This window comes from Streptomyces sp. NPDC033180 (assembly GCF_055577645.1).
The window spans coordinates 1-26,105 of sequence record NZ_JBVIPU010000011.1 but is presented as its reverse complement, the minus strand read 5'-3'; the positions used below and the strand labels follow the sequence as shown (position 1 = coordinate 26,105).

General features: G+C 71.4%; 15 protein-coding genes and 1 pseudogene. 12 read left to right on the top strand and 4 right to left on the bottom strand.

The window, feature by feature from the left end; translation table 11 throughout:
* Positions 1-97: 97 nt before the first annotated feature.
* The 10 genes from glgX (at position 98) to ACZ5WE_RS26315 (ending at position 18,805) form a co-directional block, all read left to right on the top strand.
* Positions 98-2,428, top strand: a complete 2,331-nt coding sequence (gene glgX / locus ACZ5WE_RS26360) for a glycogen debranching protein GlgX (protein ID WP_467693191.1) — start codon at positions 98-100, stop codon at positions 2,426-2,428.
* A gap of 76 nt (positions 2,429-2,504) precedes the next feature.
* Entirely contained in the window at positions 2,505-3,458 is a 954-nt protein-coding gene (locus tag ACZ5WE_RS26355) for a LysR family transcriptional regulator (RefSeq protein WP_467693193.1), read from the top strand.
* A gap of 172 nt (positions 3,459-3,630) precedes the next feature.
* Positions 3,631-4,992, top strand: coding sequence for an alpha-lytic protease prodomain-containing protein (locus tag ACZ5WE_RS26350; protein WP_467693195.1), 1,362 nt, complete (start codon positions 3,631-3,633; stop codon positions 4,990-4,992).
* Positions 4,993-5,195: 203 nt separating this feature from the next.
* Complete coding sequence (locus ACZ5WE_RS26345; protein ID WP_467693196.1) at positions 5,196-7,088, top strand: ABC transporter ATP-binding protein; 1,893 nt, start codon at positions 5,196-5,198, stop codon at positions 7,086-7,088.
* Entirely contained in the window at positions 7,085-9,025 is a 1,941-nt protein-coding gene (locus ACZ5WE_RS26340; protein WP_467693198.1) for an ABC transporter ATP-binding protein, read from the top strand. Before ACZ5WE_RS26345 ends, ACZ5WE_RS26340 begins: the two co-directional genes overlap by 4 nt.
* Before the next feature lie 99 nt (positions 9,026-9,124).
* Positions 9,125-9,436, top strand: coding sequence for a trypco2 family protein (locus ACZ5WE_RS26335; RefSeq protein ID WP_467693200.1), 312 nt, complete (start codon positions 9,125-9,127; stop codon positions 9,434-9,436).
* 5 nt (positions 9,437-9,441) lie between these two features.
* Positions 9,442-13,635: a trypsin-like peptidase domain-containing protein gene (locus ACZ5WE_RS26330; protein ID WP_467693202.1), complete on the top strand. Its 4,194-nt coding sequence runs from the start codon at positions 9,442-9,444 to the stop codon at positions 13,633-13,635.
* Positions 13,636-13,743: 108 nt separating this feature from the next.
* The gene (locus ACZ5WE_RS26325) at positions 13,744-14,433 is read left to right on the top strand and encodes a DUF4232 domain-containing protein (RefSeq protein WP_467693204.1); all 690 of its coding nucleotides are present in this window, start codon (positions 13,744-13,746) and stop codon (positions 14,431-14,433) included.
* 367 nt (positions 14,434-14,800) lie between these two features.
* The gene (locus tag ACZ5WE_RS26320) at positions 14,801-16,858 is read left to right on the top strand and encodes a M4 family metallopeptidase (protein WP_467693206.1); all 2,058 of its coding nucleotides are present in this window, start codon (positions 14,801-14,803) and stop codon (positions 16,856-16,858) included.
* Between the two features lie 312 nt (positions 16,859-17,170).
* Positions 17,171-18,805: a M4 family metallopeptidase gene (locus ACZ5WE_RS26315; protein WP_467693207.1), complete on the top strand. Its 1,635-nt coding sequence runs from the start codon at positions 17,171-17,173 to the stop codon at positions 18,803-18,805.
* Between the two features lie 81 nt (positions 18,806-18,886).
* On the opposite strand, the gene ACZ5WE_RS26310 is transcribed toward ACZ5WE_RS26315, so the two are convergent.
* From ACZ5WE_RS26310 to ACZ5WE_RS26295, 4 genes and pseudogenes are all read right to left on the bottom strand, one after another.
* Positions 18,887-19,189: a hypothetical protein gene (locus tag ACZ5WE_RS26310; protein ID WP_467693235.1), complete on the bottom strand. Its 303-nt coding sequence runs from the start codon at positions 19,187-19,189 to the stop codon at positions 18,887-18,889.
* Between the two features lie 55 nt (positions 19,190-19,244).
* A pseudogene (locus tag ACZ5WE_RS26305) lies at positions 19,245-19,712 on the bottom strand (SUKH-3 domain-containing protein); the annotation flags it as partial.
* A 133-nt stretch (positions 19,713-19,845) separates the two neighbouring features.
* Positions 19,846-22,476, bottom strand: coding sequence for an alpha-glucan family phosphorylase (gene glgP, locus ACZ5WE_RS26300; protein WP_467693208.1), 2,631 nt, complete (start codon positions 22,474-22,476; stop codon positions 19,846-19,848).
* Between the two features lie 129 nt (positions 22,477-22,605).
* Entirely contained in the window at positions 22,606-23,052 is a 447-nt protein-coding gene (locus tag ACZ5WE_RS26295) for a nuclear transport factor 2 family protein (protein WP_467693210.1), read from the bottom strand.
* Positions 23,053-23,349: 297 nt separating this feature from the next.
* Here ACZ5WE_RS26295 and ACZ5WE_RS26290 point away from each other — a divergent pair, with 297 nt between their 5' ends.
* Complete coding sequence (locus tag ACZ5WE_RS26290) at positions 23,350-24,564, top strand: S8 family peptidase (protein ID WP_467693211.1); 1,215 nt, start codon at positions 23,350-23,352, stop codon at positions 24,562-24,564.
* Positions 24,565-24,891: 327 nt separating this feature from the next.
* Positions 24,892-26,105 (top strand): maltotransferase domain-containing protein (locus ACZ5WE_RS26285; protein ID WP_467693213.1); only part of this gene is annotated, 1,214 nt, incomplete at its 3' end.

The window sequence follows — 26,105 nt, the reverse complement described above, 5'->3', positions numbered from 1 at the left end:
GAGGACGGCACGGGCCATCGGGTCCACACGTGCCGTCCGGTCGGGTACGCCCCCGCCGCCGGGACGCGACGGGGGTAGAGCCGCAGGAGGCGAATGGGTGTCCAGCGCAGCCGAACAGGAAGCACTCCGGGGTGGGCGGCGCGGGACGGGCGCGGCCGCGGGGAACGGGAAGGCCACCGCCGTGAACGGAAGGTCGACGGAGGTGCGGGCCGCGCCGCGCGGTGCTCCACCGGCGCGCGCGCTGCCCGTGTGGCCGGGGGCGCCGACGCCGCTCGGCGCGCGGTTCAAAGGGGGTCCCGACGGGGTCGCGGGCACCAACTTCGCGTTGTGGGCGGGGGGTGCGGAGGCCGTCGAGCTCTGCCTGTTCGACGAGCGCGGCGTCGAGACCCGGACGTCGCTGACCGAGCTGACGCACGAGATATGGCACGGGTTCGTGCCGGGCGTCCGGCCGGGGCAGCGTTACGGCTACCGCGTGCACGGCCGCTGGGACCCGTGGACAGGCGCCCGCTGGAACCCGGCGAAGCTGCTCCTGGACCCGTACGCGCGCGCGGTGGACGGCGACTTCGGCACGCAGGGCCTGCCGCCCGAGGTGTACGGACACGTGCGGGACTGGCCCCAGCAGCAGGTCGCCGACACGGTGCGGGACGACCGGGACTCCGCTCCGTACGTCCCCAAGGGCGTGGTCGTGCACGACGACGCACCGGACGACGAGTGGGCCGACGACCGGCGCCCGAAGACTCCCTGGGCGGACTCGGTCATCTACGAGGTCCACGTACGCGGCTTCACCAAGCTGCACCCGGGGATTCCCGAGGAGCTGCGGGGCACGTACGCGGGGCTCGCGCATCCCGCGGCGATCGGCCATCTCCTGCGGCTCGGGGTGACGGCGGTGGAGCTGCTACCCGTGCACCAGTTCGCCCATGAGGACCATCTCCTGCGCAGGGGCCTGAAGAACTACTGGGGCTACAACTCGATCGGCTACTTCGCGCCGCACGCGGCGTACGCGGCGTCGGGCACGACGGGCGGGCAGGTCGGGGAGTTCAAGCGCATGGTGCGGGCGCTGCACGAGGCCGGGATCGAGGTGATCCTGGACGTGGTCTACAACCACACGGCGGAGGCGGGCGAGCTGGGCCCGATGCTCTCGCTCAAGGGCATAGACAACCGCGGGTACTACCGTCTTCAGCCGTCCGACGCGCGGCGGTACGCGGACTACACGGGCTGCGGGAACACGCTCCAGGTGGTGCAGCCGCACGTGCTTCGCCTGATCACGGACTCCTTGCGCTACTGGGTGACCGAGATGGGGGTGGACGGGTTCCGCTTCGATCTGGCGGCGGCGCTCGCGCGTTCGTTCCACGACGTCGACATGCTGTCCCCCTTCCTCGCGGTGATCGCGCAGGACCCGGTCCTGCGGCGGGTGAAGCTGATCGCCGAGCCGTGGGACGTGGGGTCCGGGGGTTATCAGGTGGGGGCCTTCCCTCCGCTGTGGACGGAGTGGAACGACCGCTACCGGGGCGCGGTGCGGGACTTCTGGCGTGGCGCGCTGCCCGATGTGCGGGATCTGGGCTACCGGCTCTCCGGGTCGAGCGATCTGTACGCCTGGGGCGGGCGCAGGCCGTACGCGTCGGTGAACTTCGTGACGGCGCACGACGGGTTCACGCTGCGGGACCTGGTGACGTACGAGCGGAAGCACAACGAGGCGAACGGGGAGGGGAACAGGGACGGTTCGGACGACAACCGGTCCTGGAACTGCGGCGTGGAGGGCGAGGACGCGGACGAGCGCGTGGCGGAGCTGCGACGGCGGCAGCTGCGCAATCTCCTGACGACGCTGCTGCTCTCGACGGGGGTGCCGATGCTCGTCGCGGGAGACGAGATGGGGCGTACGCAGGGCGGCAGCAACAACGCGTACTGCCAGGACAACGAGGTCAGCTGGGTGGACTGGGGGCTGCTCGACGATCCGGGGTGGGCGGCGCTGTGCGGTCTGACGTCCCGTCTGATCGCTCTGCGGCACCGGCATCCCGTGCTGCGCAGGCGGGCGTTCTTCTCGGGGCGGGCGCATTCGGCGGACGGGCTTCGGGATCTGGCGTGGTTCACGGCGCGCGGGAGGGAGATGACGGAGGGCGACTGGTACGCGCCCGCGGCGACGCTCGGCATGTATCTGTCCGGCCGCGACATTCCCGGACGTGACGCCCGGGGCGTGCCGGTCGTCGACGACAGTTTACTCGCGATCCTGCACGCGGGGGGCCGTGCGGCGAGTTTCGTGCTGCCGGGTGCGCCGTGGGCGCGGGCGTACGAGGTGGTGGTGGACACGTCCCTGGAGGAGCAGGGGGAGGCGCCCGGCACGGTGCTGCGCGCCGACGCGACGGTCACGGTGGTCGCGCGGTCGGTGCTGCTGCTGCGGGTACGGGACGACGTGGCGGAGGGCGGGAACTGACGGCGCCCGGCGAGCGGTCCGCATTGGTCCGAACCAGCCCATTGCAGCGCTCCCCCGCACGGGTCAAGCTCGGCCCATGGACCTGGAGTTGAGGCACCTGAAGACGATCCGGGCGATCGCCGACGCGGGCAGCCTGACCAAGGCCGCCACCGCGCTCGGGCTCGCGCAGCCCGCCCTGAGCGCACAGCTGAAGCGGATCGAGCGCGCCTTGGGAGGGAAGCTCTTCGAGCGGGGGCGGCACGGGGTGCGGGCGACCGCGCTCGGCGAGTTCGTGCTGGCCCGCGCCCGCGTCGTGCTCCCGGCGGTCAGCGGCCTGCGCGAGGAGGCGCTGCGGTTCGGCCGGGCCTGGGAAGGCGGCGCCGGATTCCGGCTCGGCGCGACGCACGGGCCGCTGCTCGGCGGCCTGGTGGACCGGCTCGCCGCCGCGTACCCGGGGGCGCGGGTGACGACGCACACTTCCTGGTCGGAGCGGGAGATCGCGTCCCGCACGGCCGATGGGCTCCTCGACTTCGCGCTGGTGGGGACGTGCGGGGCGAGCGCTCCGCCACACAACGAGCTCCTGGTGTGGCGGGAGGTCGCCCGTGACCCGGTGTTCGTCATGCTGTCCACGAACCACCCCTTGGCCGGCCGGCAGGAGATCGACCTGGCCCGGCTCGCGGACGAGGGGTGGACGGACGTGCCGGGTGACGGCTGCTTCGGGGACTGCTTCACCGCGGCGTGCGCCCGCGCGGGGTTCACGCCCACCAGTGTGTACGAGACGGACGTGGCGTCCTGTGTCCATCTGGTCCAGGTGGGCCGGGCGGTGGGCCTGTGCCGGGCGACGTTCCCACCGACGCCGGGCCTGGTGACCCGCCCTCTCTCCGGGGCGCCGCTGTACTGGCGGCACCTGCTGGGCTGGCACCCGGCAGCCCGGGCCCACGACACCGCCCCCGCCGTCTTCGCCCAGGCCCGGGCGGCGCACGCCGAAGCCACGGCCCGCAGCGAGAGCTACACGGCATGGCTGGCGGCGCCCTCGCCGCACTTTCCGTGACCGCACCCTTGCCCTTGCCCTTGCCCTTGCCCCCCGGCCTTCCATAACACCGAGGGCAGGGGTCAACTGACAGCTGATGGTGGGCTGTTGAGCGTTCTACGGTGTGGGCCATCCGGCTGGGCCGCCCCCTCATCGGTCCGCTCGTCCCCCTCGCAACCGAGGAGATGCCCCCATGCCCCCCATCCATCACAGACGCGCCGCGGCGGCGTGCGCCGTGCTCGGCGCGCTCGTCCTCGCGGGCCTGCCCGGCACCGCCAACGCCCAGGCCGATCCCGCCGTGTCCGCTTCGCCCTCCCCCGCCGAGACCGCCGCCGTCGACAGGACATCGCCCGAGGTCCTGAAGGCCATGCAGCGGGACCTCGGCCTCACGTCGGCGCAGGCCGAGACCCGATTGGTCAACGAGGCCGAGGCCGGCGCCGTCGCGGGAGCCCTGCGGGCCGCCATCGGCCGTGACTTCGCGGGCGCCTGGGTGCACGGCGCGACGTCGGCGCGGCTCACCGTGGCCACCACCGACGCCTCCGACGTCCCCGCGATCGAGGCTCGCGGTGCGCGGGCCGAGGTCGTGCGGCACTCCTTGGCCCAACTCGACGCCGCCAAGGCCCGGTTGGACCGCGCCGCAGCCAGGACCGCTACGCGCGACGCGCCCGTCTGGTATGTCGATGTGCGCTCCAACTCCATCGTCGTGCGCGCCGTACAGCCGGGTGCCGCCAAGTCCCTCGTCTCCGCCGCGGGGGTGGGTTCATCCCTCGTACGCACAGAGAGGACCCAGGAGCGGCCTCGCCCGCTCTACGACCTCGTGGGCGGCGACGCCTACTACATGGGGGGCCGCTGCTCCATCGGCTTCCCGATCACCAAGGGCACCCAGCAGGGCTTCGCCACGGCGGGCCACTGCGGGCGTGCGGGCACGGCGACCAGCGGCTACAACCAGGTGGCTCAGGGCACGTTCCAGGCGTCCGTCTTCCCCGGCAGGGACATGGCCTGGGTCGCCACCAACTCCCAGTGGACCGCCACCCCGTACGTGAAGGGCCAGGGCGGGCAGCGGGTCGGCGTCGGGGGCTCCACGCAGTCCCCGGTGGGTGCGTCGATCTGCCGCTCCGGCTCCACCACGGGGTGGCACTGCGGCACGATCCAGCAGCACAACACCAGCGTCACCTACCCCGAGGGCACCATCAGCGGCGTGACGCGCACGACGGTCTGCGCGGAGCCCGGCGACTCGGGCGGCTCCTACATATCCGGGAGCCAGGCGCAGGGCGTCACCTCGGGCGGCTCGGGCAACTGCTCCAGTGGCGGCACGACCTTCCATCAGCCGATCAATCCGCTCCTTCAGCAGTTCGGCCTGACGCTGAGGACCACGGGCGGCGGCGACCCGGGCCCCGGCGACCCCGACCCGGGCGGCACCTGGGCCGCGGGCAAGGTCTACGCCCCGGGTGACTCCGTCACCTACGGAGGGTCCACGTACCGCTGCCTCCAGGGACATCAGGCTCAGCCTGGGTGGGAGCCGCCGAACACGCCCGCGCTGTGGGCCTCCGTCTGATCGGTCGTCCGCTGACGGACGGCCGCAGGTGGCTGGTCGCGTAGTTCCCCGCGCCCCTTACGGGGCGCGGTCTCGGCACAGGGTGCCTCGCCGATGGGCGGGGCGCCGGGCACGGTCGGGCCCGGTAGTAGGACCAGCGGACGACCAGCAACGGGCCAAAACTCGGTGGGCTCTGTCAGTGGCCGTCCGTAGGCTCGCTCGTGATGCCGAAACCAGATGCACAGACCAAGGAAGCGGCCGAGGAGCCCTCCGGGGGACGGGCCGGCGGCGGGTCCGCGGCGCGGACGCTGCTGCGGCTGTGGCCGTATGTCCGTCCCGTGCGAACTCGCCTGTTCAGCGCGGCGTTTGTCGCCATCCTCGCCTCCTGTACGGGCCTGGTCTTCCCCCTCGTACTGAAGTGGCTCGTGGACGGGCCGGTGACGGACCGGGACCTGGGAGGGGTGTGGCTCGGGGCCCTGCTGCTGCTTCTGCTCGGTGTCGCCGAGGCGTTGCTCTTCGGTCTTCGGCGGTGGCTGGTGGCGCGGCCGCTCGCCTCGGTCGAGGCGGCGATGCGGGCTGACCTCTACCGCCATCTGCAACGGCTTCCCGTGGCCTTCCACGACCGGTGGGCCTCCGGCCAGCTGCTGTCGCGGGGCACCACGGATCTGATGCTGCTGCGGACGTTCCTCGCCTTCCCGCTGACGTTCCTGGTCGTGAACGGGACGACGATCGTGGTCGGCATGGCCATCCTGCTGGCGCAGGACTGGGCGCTCGGGCTCGTGCTGCTGTCGCCGCTGGTCCCGCTGGTGATCGTCTGCGCGTACGTCGAGGGCCGGTACATGGCCGTGGCGCGGCGGGCACAGGACCAGGTCGGTGATCTGACGACGGTCGTCGAGGAGAGCGTGCTCGGCATCCGCATCATCAAGGGCTTCGGCCGCCACCGCAGTCAGGCGCGCGCGTTCCACGAGCTCTCGCACACGCTGCGGGGCACGGAGCTGGCCAAGGCACGGCTGCTCGCGGCGATCAACGGGGTGATCATGGCGCTGCCCGAGGTCGCGATCGGTGCGGCGCTCGTCCTTGGGACGGTGCAGGTGGCGGACGGCGGCCTGTCGACGGGCACGCTGGTCGCCTTCCTCTCCACTGCGCTGGCGCTGCGCTGGCCGGTGGAGTCGATCGGGTTCCTGCTGGCGATGAGCCAGGAATCGGCGACGGCCACGGAGCGGTACTTCGAGGTGATGGACGCGGAGCCGGAATCCTCCACCGAGGTCGCGTCCCCCGGCGGGGGCTCCGTGGCGAGCGGAATCCGCTTCCACGGCGTGGAGTTCCGCTACCCGGACGCACCTGCCGACGCGCCGCCCGCGCTCGACCGCATCGACCTGCACATACACCCCGGCGAGACCCTCGCCCTCGTCGGCGCGACGGGCAGCGGCAAGACGACGCTGACGGCGCTTGTTCCCCGGCTGCACGAGGTGAGCGGGGGCCGCATCACGCTGGACGGCGAGGACATCGCGGAGATGGACCGGGAGCGGCTGCGCACACTGGTGGCGGTCGCCTTCGAGGAGCCGACGCTGTTCTCCGCGACAGTGGGCGAGAACGTACTCATGGGAGCCGAAGAGGCCGCGGGGGAAGCGGAGTTGGAGCGCGCCCTCGAAGTCGCCCAGGCGGACTTCGCCCACGCGCTCCCGCAGGGCACGGCCACGCAGGTCGGCGAGCAGGGCCTGAGTCTCTCCGGCGGCCAGCGCCAACGCCTCGCGCTGGCCCGCGCGGTGGTGGGCCGCCCGCGCTTCCTGGTCCTGGACGATCCGCTCTCGGCACTGGACGTCCACACGGAGGCCCTGGTGGAAGCGGCCCTGCGCCGCGTCCTGAAGGACACGACGGCCCTGGTGGTGGCCCACCGCCCCTCCACAGTGCTGCTCGCCGACCGCGTCGCCCTGCTGTCGGCCGGCAGGATCACCGCGGTGGGCACCCACCAGGAACTGCTGCGGGGAAACGCGGAGTACGCGTGGCTCATGTCGGGAGCGGGAGTCGCTCCCGCGACAGGAGAAGCGGACCGGGCGTCCGCGGACGGGCAGACGGAAGCGGACCCCACGTCCGCGGAGGGGGAGGTCGTGCGATGACCGCTTCGACACCGGCGTCACGGACCACGGCTCCGGACGAAACCCGCGCCCCCCGCGAGCAGCTACCCGGAGGGCCCGCAGCGAGCGGCGAGCGCGACGCGCCGGGTGGCTCCGGCGGGCCGGCGGGCGGCGAACCCACCGACCACTTCGACAAGGACGCCCTCCCCGCGCCCCCCGGCGCCACCTCCACCCTGCTCCGTTCGTTGCTCTCGCCTCTGCGCGGGCGCGTCGTTCTCGCGGCCGTGCTGCTTCTGCTGCAGCAGGCCGCCGTGCAGGGCGGGCCGCTTCTCGTCGCGTACGCCATCGACAGCGGCGTGCCCGCCGTCCGGGCCGACGACTACGGGCCCCTGATCGCCATCGGCGTCGGCTATCTGCTCTGTGCGGGCGCGTCCGGCGCGTTCCAGTACGCGTTCATCGTGGCCTCCGCCGGCGTCAACCAGGACGTGCTGCTCGATCTGCGCGGGCGGATCTTCCGCCATGCGCAGGCCCTCAGCGTGGACTTCCACGAGCGGTACACCTCGGGGCGGCTCATCTCCCGGTCCACCACCGACGTGGAATCGCTGCGGGAACTCCTCAGCGAGGGGCTGCAGGAGCTGATCACCGTCATCCTGTCCTTCGTCTACATCTCGGCGATGCTGCTCTGGCTCGACCTGAGTCTCGGCGCCGTGGCGGTGGTGTCCTTCGTGCCGCTCTACCTCCTCGTACGCCGGTACCAGCGTCGCGCGGGCCCCCTCTTCGGGAAGCGGTCCACGGCGATCGCCTCCGTCATCGTGAAGTTCGCCGAGACCATGAACGGCATCCGCCCGGTCCGCGCCTTCCGGCGCGAGCACGCCAACGAGGCGGAGTTCGGCGTGCTCAACCGCCACCACGAGCGGGCGAACGGCGACGCGATGCTGGAGATGGCCCGTTACGTGGTCGGCTCCCGGCTCGTCGCCAACACCGCCGTCGCCGGCATCGTCCTGTGGGGCGCCTACCGCGTCACCGACGGCACCCTCGCGCTCGGCGTCCTCGCGGCGGCGGTGCTGTATCTGCGGCGCCTGTACGACCCCATCGACCGGCTCGGGATGTTCCTGAACTCCTACCAGTCGGCCGCCGCCTCCCTGGAGAAGGTCGCGGGGCTGCTCGCCCAGACCCCCTCCGTGCCCGAGCCGCACCCCGACCGGGCCCGGCCACTTCCCGCCCTCGCCTCCGAACACCCGGGCCGCGAGGTGGACTTCGACGGCGTGCGGTTCGCCTACCGCACCGGCGGCGAGGTGCTCCCCCGCTTCGACCTGACGCTGCCCGCCGGGCAGACCGTCGCCGTCGTCGGCTCCACCGGCGCGGGCAAGTCGACGCTCGCCAAGCTGCTCGCCCGCTTCTACGACCCGACGGAGGGCCGGGTCCTGCTCGACGGGGTCGACCTGCGCGACCTCGCCAACGCGGAGCTCCGGCGCGGCGTGGTCATGGTCACGCAGGAGGCCTTCCTCTTCTCCGGGACCGTCGCCGAGAACATCGCCATCGGCCGCCCGGACGCCACCCGCGAGGACATCGAGCACGCGGCCAGGGCCATCGGCGCCCACGACTTCATCACATCACTGCCGGACGGCTACGACACCGACGTACGCAAGAGGGGTGGCCGTATCTCCGCAGGTCAGCGGCAGCTTGTCGCCTTCGCGCGGGCACTGCTCGCCGACCCGGCGGTGCTGATCCTCGACGAGGCGACCAGCTCGCTCGACATCCCGGGCGAGCGGGCCGTGCAGCGTGCCATGCACACGGTGCTGCGCGGGCGGACCGCCGTGGTGATCGCCCACCGGCTCTCCACGGTGGAGATCGCGGACCGGGTGCTCGTGATGGAGCACGGGCGTGTCGTGGAGGACGGCGCCCCGGCCGAACTCATCGCCGGGAGGGGGTCGTTCGCCGACTTGCATCGGGCGTGGCGGGACAGTGTGGTGGGGTAGGGCGCCGCGCGGCTTCCGTGGATGGATGCCGGTTCGCGTACGAACGAAAGCAGCGCCTGGCAGACTCGTGGACATCGACATACGTGGAGGCGGCACCTGATGAGCGACCCCGACGGCGTGCCCCTGGCCGAGTACATCCGCGTACTCCGCGATCAGTTGGAGACGGCGCAGCAGGAGGGCGCGGGCCGCGGGGTCAAGTTCGGTGTCGGCTCCGTGGAGTTGGAGTTCGAGGTCACGATGACGCGGGAGGCGGGCGGGCGTGGCGGGGTGAAGCTGTGGGTGGTCGAGGCGGGCGTCGACGGCAAGCGCGGCGGCGGCCGGACACAGCGTGTGCGGATGACCCTGACGCCCACCGACGACGCGGGACGGCCGCTGTCCGTCGGCGACCGGCTGCCCGACCTCCCGCGCTGAGGCCCGTGGTGGACTCGCTCACCGGGCGGTGCGCCGAGGTCATGGTCGAGCGGGACGGCGGCACCGGGTACGGCTCGGGGCTGCGGCTCGCGACGTCCCTGGTGGTGACGGCCGGGCATGTGGTCGAGGGCGGCGGGCCGGTCAGGGTGCGGCTGCCCGGGTGCTCCCCCGGTGAGATCGTCGTCACCGGCCGGACGGTGTGGCGAGGCGTCCGGCTCGATGTCGCGCTGGTCGAACTCGTGCCGGACACACCCCTCGACGGGGTCGCTCCGATGTCCGTCGCGGTGGTCTCGGACGAGGCCGACGGACGGCTTCCGTTCACCGCCATCGGTTTCCCTCGCCATCGGAGCTGGACGGACACGGACGCGGCGACCTGGCGTGACAGCGACCAGATCGACGGGGTGATCCCGCTCGGGTCGAGTGTGAAGCGGGGCCGCCTGCTGCTGAACCGGGCGGATGGCCGCCGCCTGGAGGCGCGCGACTGGAGCGGTTTCTCGGGCGCGGGTGTCGTCTGCGAGGGGTCGGCTGTCGGCGTCGTCGTGGAGTCGGCCCCCTCGGGCGGTCTCGAGGCCGTGCGGCTGGCAGCTGTGATCGGGGCGTACGAGCCGCGCGCGGAAGGTGAACGCGAGCCCGAGCCGAGTGCCGACGCCGCACGTGAGCTGCTGGCCTCGCACGGCGTCGTACCAAAGCATCTGCGCGGGCAGGAGCGGCGCCGTCCGGCCTACGAGGCGCTGCTGCGCCAGTACGCGGACCGGTGTGCCGAACTGACCGGCCGCGAACAGGAACTCGCCGGTCTGCTGGAGTTCGCGACCGGGCCGGACCCCTGTCTCATGCTCGTCGCCGGCCCGTGGGCCGGAAAGACCTCGCTGGTGACCCGCTTCGCCTCGGAACCCCACCCCGGCGTCGACGTGGTGTCGTTCGTGATCTCCCGGCGCGACGGACAGATGCGCGTCCAGCAGTTCCACCGGGCCCTGTGCGATCAACTCGCCTCGCTGCTGGGCGAGTTCCCGCCCGCCGAACCGGACGCGGCCGCCTTCCTCAGCCTCTGGGAGCGCGCGACGCGTATCCCCGGGCGTTCCCTGCTGCTGCTCGTCGACGGCCTGGACGAGAACGACCACCGCGAGCTGGCCGAGCCCAGCATCGCCGCGCAGCTCCCGACCGCTCTCGGCCGCGCGGCACACGTCCTGGTGACGAGCCGCCATTTCGACGTGCCGCTCGACGTGGACGGCAGCCACCCGCTGCGCACCTGCCGCCGCCAGGTCCTGACACCGTTCCCCGCGGCGGCGAGCCTGCTCCTGCGCGCCCGCCAGGAGCTGGATCACGTACTGGCCGAGCCGGCCCCGCGCACCGTCCTGACCACGTTGACGGTCGCCGGCGGCGCGCTGAGCGGCAGGGACATCGCCTCGATCACAGGCGGCTCCGCGCCGGCGATCCGCAGGATTCTGGAACGAGGGCTCTCCCGGGTGGTGGAGCCGCGCCCCGGTACGCCGACCCGGTACACCCTCGCCCACGACACCCTGGCCGCCGCCGTCCAGGAGGACCTGGAACCCGAGGAGTTCACCGAGGCCCGCGCGGACATCGACGGCTGGGCGCTCGGCTTCGCCGCGGCGGGCTGGCCCGACGACACCCCGGACTACCTGACCGAGGCGTACCCGACCCTCCTGCAGACCGAAGGCGCGGGACGGACGCTGGCGGCCCTGGCCTCCCCCGCGCGCCGCGTACTGCTGCGCCACCGGACCGACGGCGAGCTGGCCGCACTGTCCGAACTGTCGAACGCGGCATGGCTCCTGGAGGCGGCCCCCGACTGCGACCTCACCCTGCTGACGCGGGTGTCGCTGCTCCGTAAGCGCATCGAGGACGACAACTTCACCATGCCCTCCACGTATCCGCTGCTGCTGGTACGCCTCGGCCGAGCCGATGAGGGAATCCAGTTCGCCCGTACCCCCCAGAACGCCTACGTGCAGGCCGACGCTCTGCTGGTGATCGGCGAGCACCTGCTGGCCGGCCGGCCTGCCGAGGCGCGAAGCCTCATCCACGAAGCCATGGCCGTACCGGGACGGTTGCTCCTGGAGCGGATGCCGCACACGGTCCGCGCGGCCCTCGCGCTCGCGCGGCACGGCGAACCGGGCGCCGCCGATCTCGCTCGCGAAGCCATCACCGGGAGCGGCGACGAGCGAGGCTGGTCCCTCACCACCGCCGCCGAGGCACTGGCCGAGATCGATCCGGCGCTCGCTCGGCGTCTCATCGAGGAGGCCATCGCAGACGCCGACGCCGAGGACCGCCCCGACTTCTGCGGACTCCTCGCGCCGGCGTTCACCGTGCTCGGCGACCTCGACCGCCTCGTCCAGCACCTCGCCGACCTGGACCGGGACGGCAGGAAGCAAGCCCTCCTCACCGCCTGCGGCGAGCACTTCGCCAAGGGGGGCCGTCGCACCGTACCCGAGGTGCTCCTCACCGCCCTGAACGATGAGTTCACCGCCTCCGAGATCGTGGAGTCGGCCGCCTACCAGGACGAGGACACCGCCCGCCGCCTGCTCGCGCTGCCCGGCTTGTCCTCGCCCTCGGCCTCGCCCTCGCCCTCGCCCTCGGCCGACGTCGCTCCTGGTCCCGGGGTCGGTCCCGATCTCGGTCCCGATCTCGGTCCCGATCTCGGTCCCGATCTCGGTCCCGATCTCGTCGAGCTCGCGTATGCCGCCCTCGCCTCCCACGGCATCGATCCCAGGCGGCCCGGCCTCGGGTCCTCCGACGAGCTGCTCTCCGGAGCCACGACGTCCGCCCTGGCCAACGGCCACCTCTCGCTCGCCGTCTCCGTGGCCCGGGACATCACCACCCCCTCCCTCCGCGCGGGCCGCCTAGCGGAGATCGCCCTGGCGCTGCTCGACTCGGACACGCCCCAGGACGCCGCTCCCGTGGTGCGCGAGGTGGAGGCGGCTCTCGACGAGACCAGGAACACGCCGCCGCCCACCGTCCTTGCGGCCCTCGCCCGGGCCGCCGACGCCGCCGGAGAGACGGAGCTGGCCACTGAGGCCCTGGAACTGGCCCTTCACACGGTGCTGCGGGACACCGACGACGACCCTGTCGCGTGGGATGCGCGGGTTGTGGCAAGCGCGGCCGCCCGACTCGGCCAGCTCGACCACGCCCTGCGTATCGCGGCGGAGCACGAGGCGGATCAGCTCGACCGCCTCGACATCCTGCTGGACGCCGCCAGGGCCGTCGTCGCACACGGCGAGCGCCGCCCGACCGACCTCGACCTGCTCATCGCCGAAGTGACCGAAGGCATCGAGGAGTCGACGGACCCGAGCGCGGCCGGCTGGCTGACGCGCGTCACTCGCGATCTCGCCGCCCTCCATGTGCGCGCGGGGCACGTCGAAGCGGCCCTCGATGTGCGCGCGGGGCACGCCGAAGCGGCCCTCGATCTGGCACGCCCGCTCGCCGGGACCGACCTCCCCTGCCGCACACTCGAACTGCGTGCGCACCTGCTGTCGGACGACATCCCTTCGGCGATGTCCCTGATCCGTGAAACGGCCCTGCCCGTGCCCGGCGGTTCCCCGCAGGACCTGGCCCGCTCTCAGGAACTTGCGGCGGAGATGATCGTCGAGATGTGCGACGCCGGGCACCAGCCCCTGTGCCGCGACATCACGGCTCAACTGGCCGCGAGCGCAGACCTGGAGGTGCTGTCGGCCGAGGGCCTCTGGGCCCGTCCCTGGCTGACCGCGGCCTGCCGGGCCACCGGTCTCACCGAGGATGGCACCCGCCTGCTGGACACCTTGCGGAACGCCGTCCTGGTCACCGGCGCCGGCTACGGGACGAACACCGTGCCGCAGGAGGCAGTCGTCCGCCTGCAGCTGTGGGACCGCTACCACGCGGAAGCCCGCCGGCTGAGCGACGTGTTGTCCGATGGCGTCCTCACCGACCTGGTCAGGGCAATGCTCGACGCAGGCCTCGTGGCCGAGGCCCTCCCTCTCATCGACGATCTCCAGGACGACGACGCCGCCTCCTGTCTGGCCCTCGCCGCGGCCGTCACCTCCCCGCCGCGCGTCGACCTCGTCAAGTGCTCCCTGGCCCACGGATTCACCGAGGACGTCATCGCCCCACTGGCCGCCCTGGAGCCGGCGTGCCTGCGGGAAATCGCGGCCCAGCTCGAAGTGGTCCCGGCCGCCCGCGGAACGGCGCGTCAGCGAGACGTCAGTCAGGCATGAGCTGAACGCCAGCCACGGTGGACACAGTGGCGTCGACAGCGGGAACGACCAGCACGTTCCGCACCCAGCAGCCGTCCCGCACCCACCACCGCACGGGGGAACCTCAGCATGCGTACGATCCGGATCCGCGCCACCGGCCTCGCCGCCGCCACCGCCGCGCTCGCCCTGTCCCTGACCGCTTGTGGCGGCTCCGACAGCGCCGGCAGCGGCTCGAAGGCCGGGGGGAGCAGGAGCGTCACGACCGCCGAAGGCACGAAGAGCTCCGAGGAGGCGTCGGAGACGGCGACGACGGAGGTCTCGGCGGCGGCCGACAGCGCCAAGACGTCCGGTTCCGGCGCGGGCGAGGCGGCCCCGGCCCATGCCGCCAGGAGCCAGCCGTGCGAGGGCGACGCGATCTCTTACTCGGTAGTGCACCGCTTCCCCGCGGAGCAGGGCGAGCACCTCCTGATCACCGCGACGAACACCGACTCCACGTCCTGCTGGGTCACTTCGCTCCCCTCGGTGATGCTCGGCGACACCTCAAACGTCCTGCCCCACTCGTCCAAGGACGCCCCGGGCGGCACCGCCCGGATCACGGTCGAGCCCGGCGGCCGGGTCTACTCCGCCGTGGCGCTCTTCACCGACAACGACGGCACCCGCACGTCGGCGGACCTCTCCATCGCCCTGCGCGACCAGATCGGTGACACCGGCCCGGGCGTCGAGACGGGGGCCTTCGACGAGGAGGGCGCGTCGTCGGAGTTCACCTGGTCCGACGCCGAGGTCACCAACTGGAACACCACGAAGCCCTACGACTTCTGAGCAGCGGCCCCGCACACACCGGCCTGGAGCGACGCAGCGCTCCAGGCCGGCTTTCGTGTGCCTGCCCGGGGTGCGGAATCAGCCACGCCGCTCCGCGCGCCGGCGCCGGGCTCTCCTCGAACAATCCGGAGCCCTTCGCGTCGAGCGACCCCTCCGTATATCGAACGTGCCCCACCGGGCAGCGGACCATTTCCGGCCAACTCTTGACGCACTCCTGACAAACAGAGCGCACCGGTGCCACTCTTCCCCTCGATTCCCAGCTCCACGTTCCGCCCTGCTCCACGTTCTGCCTTGTTCTGCCCGGACGGCACGACCGCGCCGACCGGTCCCCCTGGCCGCGTATCCCGCGGCCACGCAGAAGGAGTCCGTGTTGAGAAGCACCTCTCACAGACCTGCCTCCCACAGACGCGCCACCGCCGCGGGCGCCCTGACCGCCGTCGCCGCCCTCATCGCGGTGGCCTTCCAGACGGGCCCGGCATCCGCCGACGACCCCGCGATATCGCAGGCCAAGACGCCGGCCGCCGCGAAGATAGGCAAGGCCGACCCCGGTTCCCTGCCCGTGAAGCTCACCCCCGCCCAGCGTGCGGCGCTCCTCAAGGACGCCAACGCCACCAAGGCGGACACGGCCAAGGACCTGGGGCTCGGCGCCAAGGAGAAGCTCGTCGTCCGTGACGTCACCAAGGACGGCGACGGCACGACGCACACGCGCTACGAGCGCACGTACGACGGCCTGCCCGTCCTCGGCGGCGACCTGGTCGTCGACGAGGCGAAGTCCGGGAAGACCGAGGGCGTCACCAAGGCCGCGAAGGCGGAGCTCAAGGGCGTCGACACCAGCGCCGACGTGAAGGCGTCGACCGCGGAGAAGCAGGCGCTCGGCGCGGCGAAGGCCGAGGGGTCGAAGAAGACCGACGCGGACCGCGAGCCGCGCAAGGTCGTGTGGATGGCCAAGGGCGAGCCGACTCTCGCGTACGAGACGGTGGTCGGCGGGCTGCAGCACGACGGCACCCCGAACGAGCTGCACGTCGTCACGGACGCGGCAACCGGCAAGAAGCTCTTCCAGTGGCAGGGCATCGAGAACGGCACGGGCAACACCCAGTACAGCGGTCAAGTCACCCTGGGCACCGCGCAGTCGGGGTCCAACTACACCCTGACCGACACCGGTCGCGGCAACCACAAGACGTACAACCTGAACCGCGGCACGTCGGGCACCGGGACGCTCTTCTCGGGCCCGGACGACGTGTGGGGCAACGGCCAGGCGTCCAACCTGGAGACGGCGGGCGCGGACGCCCACTACGGGGCCGCACTGACCTGGGACTACTACAAGAACGTGCACGGCCGTTCCGGTATCCGCGGTGACGGCGTCGGCGCGTACTCGCGGGTCCACTACGGCAACAACTACGTCAACGCGTTCTGGTCCGACGCCTGCTTCTGCATGACGTACGGCGACGGCGCGGGCAACGCCAAGCCCCTGACGTCCATCGACGTGGCGGCCCACGAGATGACGCACGGCGTGACGGCCGCCACCGGCAACATGACGTACAGCGGCGAGTCCGGTGGCCTGAACGAGGCGACGTCCGACATCTTCGCGGCGGCCGTGGAGTTCCACGCCAACAACGCGCAGGACAAGGGCGACTACTACGTCGGCGAGAAGATCGACATCAACGGCGACGGCACGCCGCTGCGCTACATGGACAAGCCCTCCAAGGACGGCGCGTCCAAGGACTCCTGGTACTCGGGCATCGGCAACATCGACGTGCACTACTCGTCCGGTGTCGCCAACCACTTCTACTACATGCTGAGCGAGGGCAGCGGCGCCAAGGTGATCAACGGCGTCTCGTACGACTCGCCCACCTCGGACGGCCTGCCCGTGGCCGGAATTGGTCGTGACAAGGCGTCGCTCATCTGGTTCAAGGCGCTGACGACGAAGTTCACCACGACCACCAACTACGCGGCGGCGCGCACCGGTACCCTCGCGGTCGCCGGTGAGCTGTACGGCACCAGCAGCCCCGAGTACAACGCGGTGGCTCACGCGTGGGCCGGCGTCAACGTCGGAGCGCGTCCCGGTGGCGGCGGTGGCACCGACTTCGAGAACACCACCGACGTCGCCATTCCGGACCGCGGCGCCGCCGTGACCTCGTCGGTCAACGTCACCGGCCGCACGGGCAACGCGCCCGCCGCGCTCAAGGTCGGCGTCGACATCGTGCACACGTGGCGCGGTGACCTGGTCGTCGACCTGGTGGCCCCGGACGGCTCGACGTACCGCCTGAAGAACTCGAGTGCGAACGACTCGGCGGACAACATCCAGGAGACGTACACGGTCAACGCCTCGTCCGAGGTGGCCAACGGCACCTGGAAGCTGAAGGTCCAGGATGTGGCCGCGCAGGACGTCGGCCGCATCAACAGCTGGAAGCTGACGTTCCCGTAGGCCCCGACCGGGCTTGAAGGGAGCACATGCAGACTGCGCCGCTCCGGGTGGATCAAATCCCCGGAGCGGCGCACCCATGCGTACGGGCTACCACGTGCGAGGACGCGTGCCGCCGCTCAACTCGCCGTTCGCATTGCGTACATGGACCATCGCTCAACGGACGATTTCTGGCCAACCTGCGGCCAGGTACCTGACATGAACCTGGCCCAACTGACACTCTTCCCTCGCACAGTCACACCAGTACACCCGCACCGCATCTTTCAGCCCGGACAGTCCCCCATGCCGTCCGGGCCCCCCACCGAAGGAGCATGCGTGACCCCCCACATATCCCGGAAGCGCTCAACGCTGGCCATAGCCACCGCTGTTGCCGCAGGAGCCCTGCTCGCGGGCGGCCTGACCACCGGAGCCTCCGCGCAGCCCGACCGGGCAGCCACGCCCTCCGGAGCGCCGATCGCACTCTCCTCCACGGCCCGCGCCGGCCTGTTGCAGGACGCGAACGCGGACAAGGCCGCCACCGCCGAGAAGATCGGCCTCGGCGCCAAGGAGAAGCTCGTCGTACGCGATGTCGTCAAGGACCGTGACGGCACCACGCACACCCGCTACGAGCGCACGTACGACGGCCTGCCCGTCCTCGGCGGCGACCTGGTCGTCCACGCCGCGAAGAGCGGCGCGGTCAAGAGCGTGACCAAGGCAGCCAAGGCCACCATCAAGGTCGCATCGACCTCCGCGAAGGTCGGCGCCAAGTCCGCCGCGAAGTCCGCCGAGTCGACGGCCGCCAAGTCCGGCGACACCAAGAAGGCCGACGCGCAGACCCCGCGCAAGGTCGTCTGGGCCGCGTCCGGCAAGCCGGTCCTCGCCCACGAGACGGTCGTCACCGGTGTCCAGAAGGACGGCACGCCCAGCAAGCTGCACGTCATCACCGACGCGGCCACGGGCAAGAAGCTCTTCCAGTACCAGGCCATCGAGAACGGCGCCGGCCACAGCCAGTACAGCGGTGACGTCGAGGTCGGCTCGAAGAAGGGCGCGAGCGGCTTCGACCTGACCGACGACACGCGCGGCGGCCACTCGACGTACGACCTGGCGCACGGTCAGAGCGGCGAGGGCAAGCTCGTCACGGACGACGACGACACCTGGGGCACCGGAAAGCCGGAGGACGCCCAGACCGCCGCCGTCGACGCCGCCTACGGCGCCCAGTTGACCTGGGACTACTACAAGGCCGTGCACGGCCGTGAGGGCATCAAGGGCGACGGCAAGGGCGCGACCTCGCGGGTCCACTACGGCAACGCGTACGTCAACGCCTTCTGGGACGACAGCTGCTTCTGCATGACGTACGGCGACGGCGAGGGCGACAAGAAGCCGCTCACGTCGATGGACGTCGCGGCCCACGAGATGACGCACGGCGTCACCTCCGCGACCGGCAACATGGAGTACAGCGGTGAGTCGGGCGGTCTGAACGAGGCCACATCCGACATCTTCGCGGCGGCGGTCGAGTTCAACGCCAAGAACGCCGAGGACGTCCCCGACTACATGGTCGGCGAGAAGATCGACATCAACGGCGACGGTACGCCGCTGCGCTACATGGACAAGCCCTCCAAGGACGGCAACTCCCTGGACAACTGGAGCGAGGACGCGGGCAACGTAGACGTCCACTACTCCTCGGGCATCGCCAACCACTTCTTCTACCTCCTCTCGGAGGGCAGCGGCGCGAAGGAGATCAACGGCGTCAAGTACGACTCCCCGACCGCGGACGGCTCCAAGGTCGAGGGCATCGGGCGCGACAAGGCCGAGAAGATCTGGTTCAAGGCCCTGACGTCGTACTTCACCACGACGACGGACTACAAGGCGGCCCGCGAGGGCACCCTGAAGGCGGCGACGGACCTGTACGGCGCTGACTCGGCCGAGGCCAAGGGCGTGGCGGCGGCCTGGGCCGGCGTCAACGTCAATTAACTCTCTTTGCCGGGGCGGCACCCGGGGGCTTCCTTCCCCTGGGTGCCGCGAGGGCGGCCAGCTGCTGACGCCCCTCGGCGGCTACCTCATTCCTTGGATCAACTTGCGCATCGCCTCGTCGCCGTTGTCCGCAAGTAGGTTCGGGTAATCCATACCGACGTAGACCTCACCGCCTTCGGTCATGCTCAGGTAGATCTCGAAGTCCCACTTGGCCAACAGAGGATCGATCCGGAAATCCCGCCCCCGCCCTCCGACTGACGCCAAGTCCTCCCGCCCGAGAGCCACTCCCCCGAACTCGGCAAGGAAGGTTCGCGCCGCGTCCTCTGTCCCCCCCGTCCCCGTCCACCGCTTCGTCGCCGAGGAGGTTACGGACAGGGCGGGCAACCCATGTCACTTCTCCCGGCTGGGACCCACTGCAGCGCGTGCCAACGAGCCTGTCCAGCGCCTCGTCCCCGGACGGCGCCAGCAGACGGATTTCCTCCTCACCGAGGTAGACAGCACCGTTCTCGGCCACAGCGAGATAGCTCGTACGGTTGTTGGCCTGCCCGACGGGGTACAGCGCGACTCCGGCTTCCGCGCTGTAGCGGTCAAAGGTCTCACGATCCCACTGCGCCCTGAGCGGATCCCCCCGGAACGGCGACTTCGCCGTATCCGGCCCAGCAGGCCACCCGTCATTGCGCTGTCCGCCGAATTCCGCGAGGAATCGCTGCGCGGCCTCATGCGCCACAAATCCACCACGCTCACGCAGGATGCTTTCCCAGGTGACCGTGGGCACCGAACGCTCCGGGTACCAGCCGGTTTTTCTGAGCACGCGGTCGGTCGATTCCGACCAGCGCGGGGCGGCACACGGAGCCTTGATCGTGTTGTGCGCCGCGTTTCCTTCCGCCCGCACATTGACTGCGGCCATTACGCCACCCTTCGGGTCGAGTCCCTGCTTCATGGCCTTGGACAGCGCCTCACGAAGGCGGATCTCAGCTCCCGCGGCCGCCCGGAGCATGGTCGACGGCAGACGGGCGGCCGGAAGCTGCTCACCCTTCGCCCTACCGCAACAACACCCCCGCAGCCTCCCCCGTCCCCTCCGACGGCACCGCGACAAGGCCCAGCTCGGCTCCGCTCGCCAGCAGGCGGTGGGATGGGAGGATGCGGACCGTGTAGCCGAACGGGCCCGTGCGGTCCAGGGACAGAGGGCCCTCGTAGAGTCGGCGGCCCTCCGCGTCGGGGCCGCCCACCGGCTTCAGCGGCACCGGGATAGCGTCGGCGATGACGTCCTCGGGGTCGACACGGCCCGCGATCGCCTGGACCTCCACGTCGTCCGGGGTCAGCTCGCCCAGATGCACGCGGACCCGCAACGAGAGCGTGGCGCCCAGCTCGGCGGTGGCACCCGTCGCCGACGCCTCGACGTGGTCGACGGCCACCCTCGGCCAGGCGGCACGCACCCGCGCCTTCCAGGAGGCGAGCTCCCCCGCGGCATCGGCGCCCAGCGTGCGGTGCGCCCGCGCGGCGGGAACGTACAGCTGCTCCACGTAGTCGCGCACCATCCGCCCCGCGAGCACCTTCGGCCCAAGACGGGTCAGCGTCCGGCGCACCATCTCGATCCAGCGGTCGGGCAGGCCCCCGGGTCCCTGTTCGTAGAAACGGGGCGTGATCCTGCGCTCGAGCAGGTCGTACAGCGCGGCTGCCTCCAGGTCGTCCCGCCGGTCGTCGTCCGTCGCCGCCCCGTCCGCCGTGGGGATGGCCCAGCCGAAGTCCGGCTCGAACCACTCGTCCCACCAGCCGTCGAGGACCGACAGGTTGAGGCAGCCGTTCAGCGCCGCCTTCATCCCGCTCGTCCCGCACGCCTCCAGCGGACGGAGGGGGTTGTTCAGCCAGACGTCGCACCCCGGATACAGCTTCTGCGCCATCGCCATGCCGTAGTCGGGCAGGAACACGATCCGGTTCCGCACCCGTGGGTCGTCCGTGAAGCGCACCAGCTCCTGGATGAGCCGCTTGCCCCCGTCGTCCGCCGGATGCGCCTTGCCCGCCACCACGATCTGGATCGGCCGTTCCGGATGCGTGAGCAGCTCCATCAGCCGGTCCCTGTCCCGCAGCATCAGCGTCAGACGCTTGTAGGAGGGGACCCGGCGCGCGAAGCCGATCGTCAGGACGTCCGGATCGAGTACGTCGTCGATCCATCCCAACTCCGCGCTCGCTGCGCCCCTTTGGCGCCATGACGCGTACAGCCGCTGCCTGACCTCCGTCACCAGCTGCCCCCGCAGCTCACGCCGCAGCTCCCAGATGTCCGCGTCCTGGATCTCGGCGACCGCGTCCCACCGGTCCGAGCCGCCCACCGACAGCGCGTCCTCGGTCTTCTGCGCGCCGATCTGGCGGGCGCCCAGACGGAAGACCTCGGGGGCGACCCAGGTCGGGGCGTGCACGCCGTTCGTCACGGAGGCGATCGGCACCTCTTCGGCGTCGAATCCCGGCCACAGGCCCGCGAACATCTCGCGGCTCACCTTGCCGTGCAGGGTGGACACGCCGTTGGCGCGGCGCCCGAGCCGCAGGCCCATCACCGCCATGTTGAAGAGGTTGGGCTCACCGCCGGGATACGTCTCCATGCCGAGCCGCAGTATCCGCTCGACGTCGATGCGGGGCAGCTCGGCGTCCGGGCCGAAGTGCCGGGCGACCAGCTCACGGTCGAAGCGGTCGATTCCGGCGGGGACGGGGGTGTGGGTGGTGAAGACCGTACCGGCCCGGACCGCCTCCAGTGACGCGTCGAACTCCACGCCCTGCGCGGCGAGTTCGTGGATCCGTTCCAGCCCCAGGAAGCCCGCGTGACCTTCGTTCGTGTGGAAGACCTCGGGCTCGGGATGACCGCTCAGCCGGCAGTACATCCTGATGGCGCGCACCCCGCCGATGCCGAGCAGCATCTCCTGGAGCAGCCGGTGCTCGCTGCCGCCGCCGTAGAGCCGGTCGGTCACCTCGCGGGCTCCGGGGTCGTTCCCCTCGACGTCCGAGTCGAGCATGAGCAGCGGTACGCGTCCGACACTGGCCTGCCAGACGTGCGCGCGCAGCGAACGCCCGCCGGGCAGCGCGATCGCCACCAGGCTCGGGGTGCCGTCCGCCTCGCGCAGGAGGGAGAGGGGCAGCTCGTTCGGGTCGAGCACCGGGTAGGTCTCCTGCTGCCAGCCGTCGCGGGACAGGGACTGGTGGAAGTAGCCGTGCCGGTAGAGCAGCCCGACCCCGATGAGCGGGAGCCCGAGGTCGCTCGCCGCCTTCAGGTGGTCGCCCGCCAGGATGCCGAGCCCGCCCGAGTACTGCGGAAGGGCGGCGGTGATACCGAACTCGGGCGAGAAGTAGGCGACGGCGCACGGCAGTTCACCGCCCCGCTCGGCGGCCTGCTCCTGATACCAGCGCGCCCCGGTGACGTACTCCCGCAGCCCGTCCGAGGCTTCGGCGAGGCGGCGCAGGAAGGGCCCGTCGTCGGCCAGCCGGGCGAGCCGCGCGGGCGGCACACTGCCGAGCAGCCGCACGGGGTCGCCGCCCGACGCGGCCCACTGCTCGGGGTCGACGGCCTTGAACAGTTCACGGGTTTCGGTGTGCCAGGACCAGCGCAGGTTGCGCGCCAGCTCCGAGAGCGGGGTGAGGGGTTCTGGAAGGGCGGGACGTACGGTGAATCGACGGATGGCCTTCATCACGGTGCACCTCTGCCGGAGCGTCTGACGGGGCGTATGCCAGGGCTTTCGTACCTCGCGTATCGCCGTACCGCACAGACGTTAGCGGTGCGCCGCCGCTGTCACCACGGCGCACGGGGAGCACGGCCCTCAAGGCCGTGCCATCGCCGCCACGATCGCGGCCGTGTCCCAGTAGAACGGCCGCACCCGCGTGATCCGCCCGTCCCGCACCGTGATCGTCTGCAGCACGGGAAAGGCGAGTTCGCGCCCCGTGGCGCGCGCCCTCGCGCGGACCTGGGTGTGGACGACCGCCGTCTCGCCCGTGGCCAGGAACTCCTGCTCGCCGATCTCGAAGGACTCCCACGCCTCGGCCATGGCGAGGAAGAAGCGGGTCATGCCGTCGTGACCGCGCCAGATGCCGCCGTACGGGAGTGCCTGCGCCTGGTGCATCACGACATCGGGGGCGAAAAAGGGGGCGAGCAGGTCGAACGTGGCCGTGCCGGGGCCACCGGCCGCCAGGTAGCGGGACTCCGCCTCGTACATGCCGGTCAGGACGGACAGGGAATCCGGTGCGGAAGCTTCGTGCTGGGTGGTCATGCCCTCAGCGTGGCCGCTTCCTCGCTGGTCGGCTGGCGGGAAACGGACGTCGCCCTGCCGACGGTCACCCCGTGGGCCCGCACCTATCGCAGGCATCCTGAATCCGTCCGGAAATCGGCGCAACCCTCACAGCACCCCCACGGGCGGTATGGCCGATTCCCCCACGCCGTGTGGTCTTGTAGGGCCTCACGCCGCACGAGAGGCTGCCAAGTGGCGCTCGTGGAGGATACGGGGAATCCGGCACAGACCGCTCCAACTCCGCGAGTCGCACGTCAAGTTGGGGAGGGAAACCAGCGTATGACTCTGTCGCGAACGAAGCGTCTGCGGTGGGCCGGAGCCGTCACCGCCGCCACCACGGCGGCGGTGCTTTCGGCCAGCACGCTGCCCGCACACGCCGCTCCCGCCGATGCCCCACTGGGGAAGATACTCGGCGCCGGGGAGCCCGGTTCCATCAGCGGAAGTTACATCGTCACGCTCAAGGGCGGGACCCAGGCCCCGTCGGACGCGGGCAAGGGCCTCGCCGCGAAGTACGGGGCGGAAATACGTCACACCTACAGCACCGCGCTCAACGGATACGCGGTGCAGGCCGGTTCGGACCAGGCCAGGAAGCTCGCAGGCGACGCGAAGGTCGCCTCCGTCGTCCAGGACAGCATCGTGTCCCTGGACCACACCCAGAAGAATCCGCCCTCCTGGGGTCTCGACCGGATCGACCAGCAGAATCTGCCACTCGACAAGTCCTACACCGGGCCCGGTTCATCGGGCCAGGGCGTGACGGCGTACGTCATCGACACCGGCATCCGCACGTCGCACCAGGACTTCGGCGGGCGCGCGAGCAGCGGCTGGGACTTCATCGACAACGACGCGACGGCGCAGGACGGCAACGGACACGGCACGCACGTCTCCGCGACCGTCGCGGGCCAGAGCCACGGCGTCGCCAAGAAGGCGGACGTCGTGGGCGTCCGGGTGCTCGACGACGCGGGGTCGGGGACGACCGCGCAGGTCATCGCGGGCATCGACTGGGTGACGAAGAACGCGAAGAAGCCCGCCGTCGCCAACCTCAGCCTCGGGGGCACGGCCAACGCCCAGCTGGACGCCGCCGTGCGCAACTCGATCGCGTCCGGGGTCACTTACACGGTCGCGGCGGGGAACGACGGGCTCCCCGCGTTCCTGTTCTCGCCGGCCCGCGTGAAGGAAGCGGTCACGGTCGGCGCGAGTGACGTCAAGGACGCCAAGGCGAGCTTCTCCAACTGGGGCGGCAGCCTGGACCTGTTCGCGCCGGGCGTCGGCATCGCCTCCGCGTGGAACACGAACGACTCCGCCACCAACACCATCTCCGGTACGTCGATGGCCTCGCCGCACGTGGCGGGCGCGGCGGCGCTCTATCTCGCCGATCACCCGTCGGCCACTCCGGCCGAGGTGAGCAAGGCGCTGTCCGACCGGGCGGCGCCGGGCAAGGTGACGGGCGCCGGCCTCGGCTCCCCGAACAAGTTGCTGCAGGTCAACAACCCGTAGCGCACGAGGCACCCCGGAACCGGCCCCGCCGCACTCGGCGGGGCCGGTTCTGCGTGCGCGCCCTTCATACGCGGCGCGGCCTTGCCTCCGGCGCCATCCCGAAGCACCCTCGATAGGACACCGTCTTGTTTTTGGGGCCTTACGCACCAGTAGTTAACAAAGCAGCCGATTGCCCACCCGAAGTTGGTGGGAAGGCTCCCCCGGTACGCACACGGCTCAGTACGGTCAGTCACGGCTCAGTACGGCCCCACAAGCGCGGCACGCAGTCGCTGAACCCCTCCACACCCCCGTATCCGCCCCACTTATGTAACGCGGACAGGAGCGGTCATGCCCTCAACTCGCCCGTCGGCGAAGCCCTCGGGAAAGTCCTCCACAAGGGTGCCGACATCCCCGGCACCACAGCAGGACCCGCAGGACCCGCAGGACCCGCAGGACCGGACAGACCCGCAGGACCAGCAGCACCAGCAGCACCCGCGCGATGCGCAGGACCCGCACCCGCACCCCGTCGCCCGTCCGGGCACCCTCACCGGCCGCGTACCCGTCCTCGACATCGCGCCCCTCGTGCACGGCGGCCGGCGGCCCGCGAAGGCTGTCGCGGGCGAGACATTCCAGGTAACCGCCACTGTCTTTCGCGAAGGGCACGAGTCGGTCGCCGCGAATGTCGTCCTGCGCGATCCGGAAGGGCGCCCCGGACCATGGACGCCCATGCGCGAGCTGGCCCCCGGCACCGACCGGTGGGGCGCGGACGTCACTCCGGACGCGGAGGGGAACTGGACGTACGCCGTCGAGGCGTGGGGCGATCCCGTCACCCAGTGGCGGCACCACGCGCACATCAAGATACCGGCGGGCATCGACACCGAACTCGCCCTGGAGGAAGGCGCCCGCCTCCACGAACGCGCCGCGGCCGAAGCCCCGGTGAGCAAGGGCCGTCGCGCCACCCTGCGCGCCGCCGCCGAGGCCCTGCGCGATGCGGAACGCCCCGTCGCGGCCCGGCTTGCCGCCGCCCTCACGCCGGAGGTGGACGCGGTCCTCGCCGAGCATCCGCTGCGCGAACTCGTCACGGAGTCGGAGCGGTTGCCGCTGCTCGTGGAGCGGGAGCGGGCCTTGTTCGGGTCCTGGTACGAGTTCTTCCCGCGCTCGGAGGGCGCCGTCGTCCGCGAGGGCGAGGCCCCGAGGTCGGGTACCTTCCGCACCGCCGCCGAGCGCCTCCCGGCCATCGCCGCGATGGGCTTCGACGTCGTCTACCTGCCGCCCATCCACCCCATCGGCACCACCTTCCGCAAAGGCCCCGACAACTCCCTGTCCCCCGGCCCGCACGACGTCGGCGTCCCCTGGGCCATCGGCTCCCCCGAAGGCGGCCACGACGCCATCCACCCCGACCTGGGCACCCTGGACGACTTCGACGCCTTCGTACGCCGCGCCACCTCCCTGCACCTCGAAGTCGCTCTGGACTTCGCCCTGCAGTGCTCCCCCGACCACCCCTGGGTGGACAAGCACCCCGAGTGGTTCCAACACCGTGCCGACGGCACCATCGCCTACGC

Bases quoted from the DNA above. Each gene is read 5' to 3' on its own strand.
- ACZ5WE_RS26290 (WP_467693211.1), top strand. From the start codon at position 23,350: ATGACTCTGTCGCGAACGAAGCGTCTGCGGTGGGCCGGAGCCGTCACC.
- glgP (WP_467693208.1), bottom strand. From the start codon at position 22,476: ATGAAGGCCATCCGTCGATTCACCGTACGTCCCGCCCTTCCAGAACCC.
- ACZ5WE_RS26345 (WP_467693196.1), top strand. From the start codon at position 5,196: ATGCCGAAACCAGATGCACAGACCAAGGAAGCGGCCGAGGAGCCCTCC.
- ACZ5WE_RS26335 (WP_467693200.1), top strand. From the start codon at position 9,125: ATGAGCGACCCCGACGGCGTGCCCCTGGCCGAGTACATCCGCGTACTC.
- ACZ5WE_RS26340 (WP_467693198.1), top strand. From the start codon at position 7,085: ATGACCGCTTCGACACCGGCGTCACGGACCACGGCTCCGGACGAAACC.
- ACZ5WE_RS26350 (WP_467693195.1), top strand. From the start codon at position 3,631: ATGCCCCCCATCCATCACAGACGCGCCGCGGCGGCGTGCGCCGTGCTC.
- ACZ5WE_RS26325 (WP_467693204.1), top strand. From the start codon at position 13,744: ATGCGTACGATCCGGATCCGCGCCACCGGCCTCGCCGCCGCCACCGCC.
- ACZ5WE_RS26355 (WP_467693193.1), top strand. From the start codon at position 2,505: ATGGACCTGGAGTTGAGGCACCTGAAGACGATCCGGGCGATCGCCGAC.
- ACZ5WE_RS26295 (WP_467693210.1), bottom strand. From the start codon at position 23,052: ATGACCACCCAGCACGAAGCTTCCGCACCGGATTCCCTGTCCGTCCTG.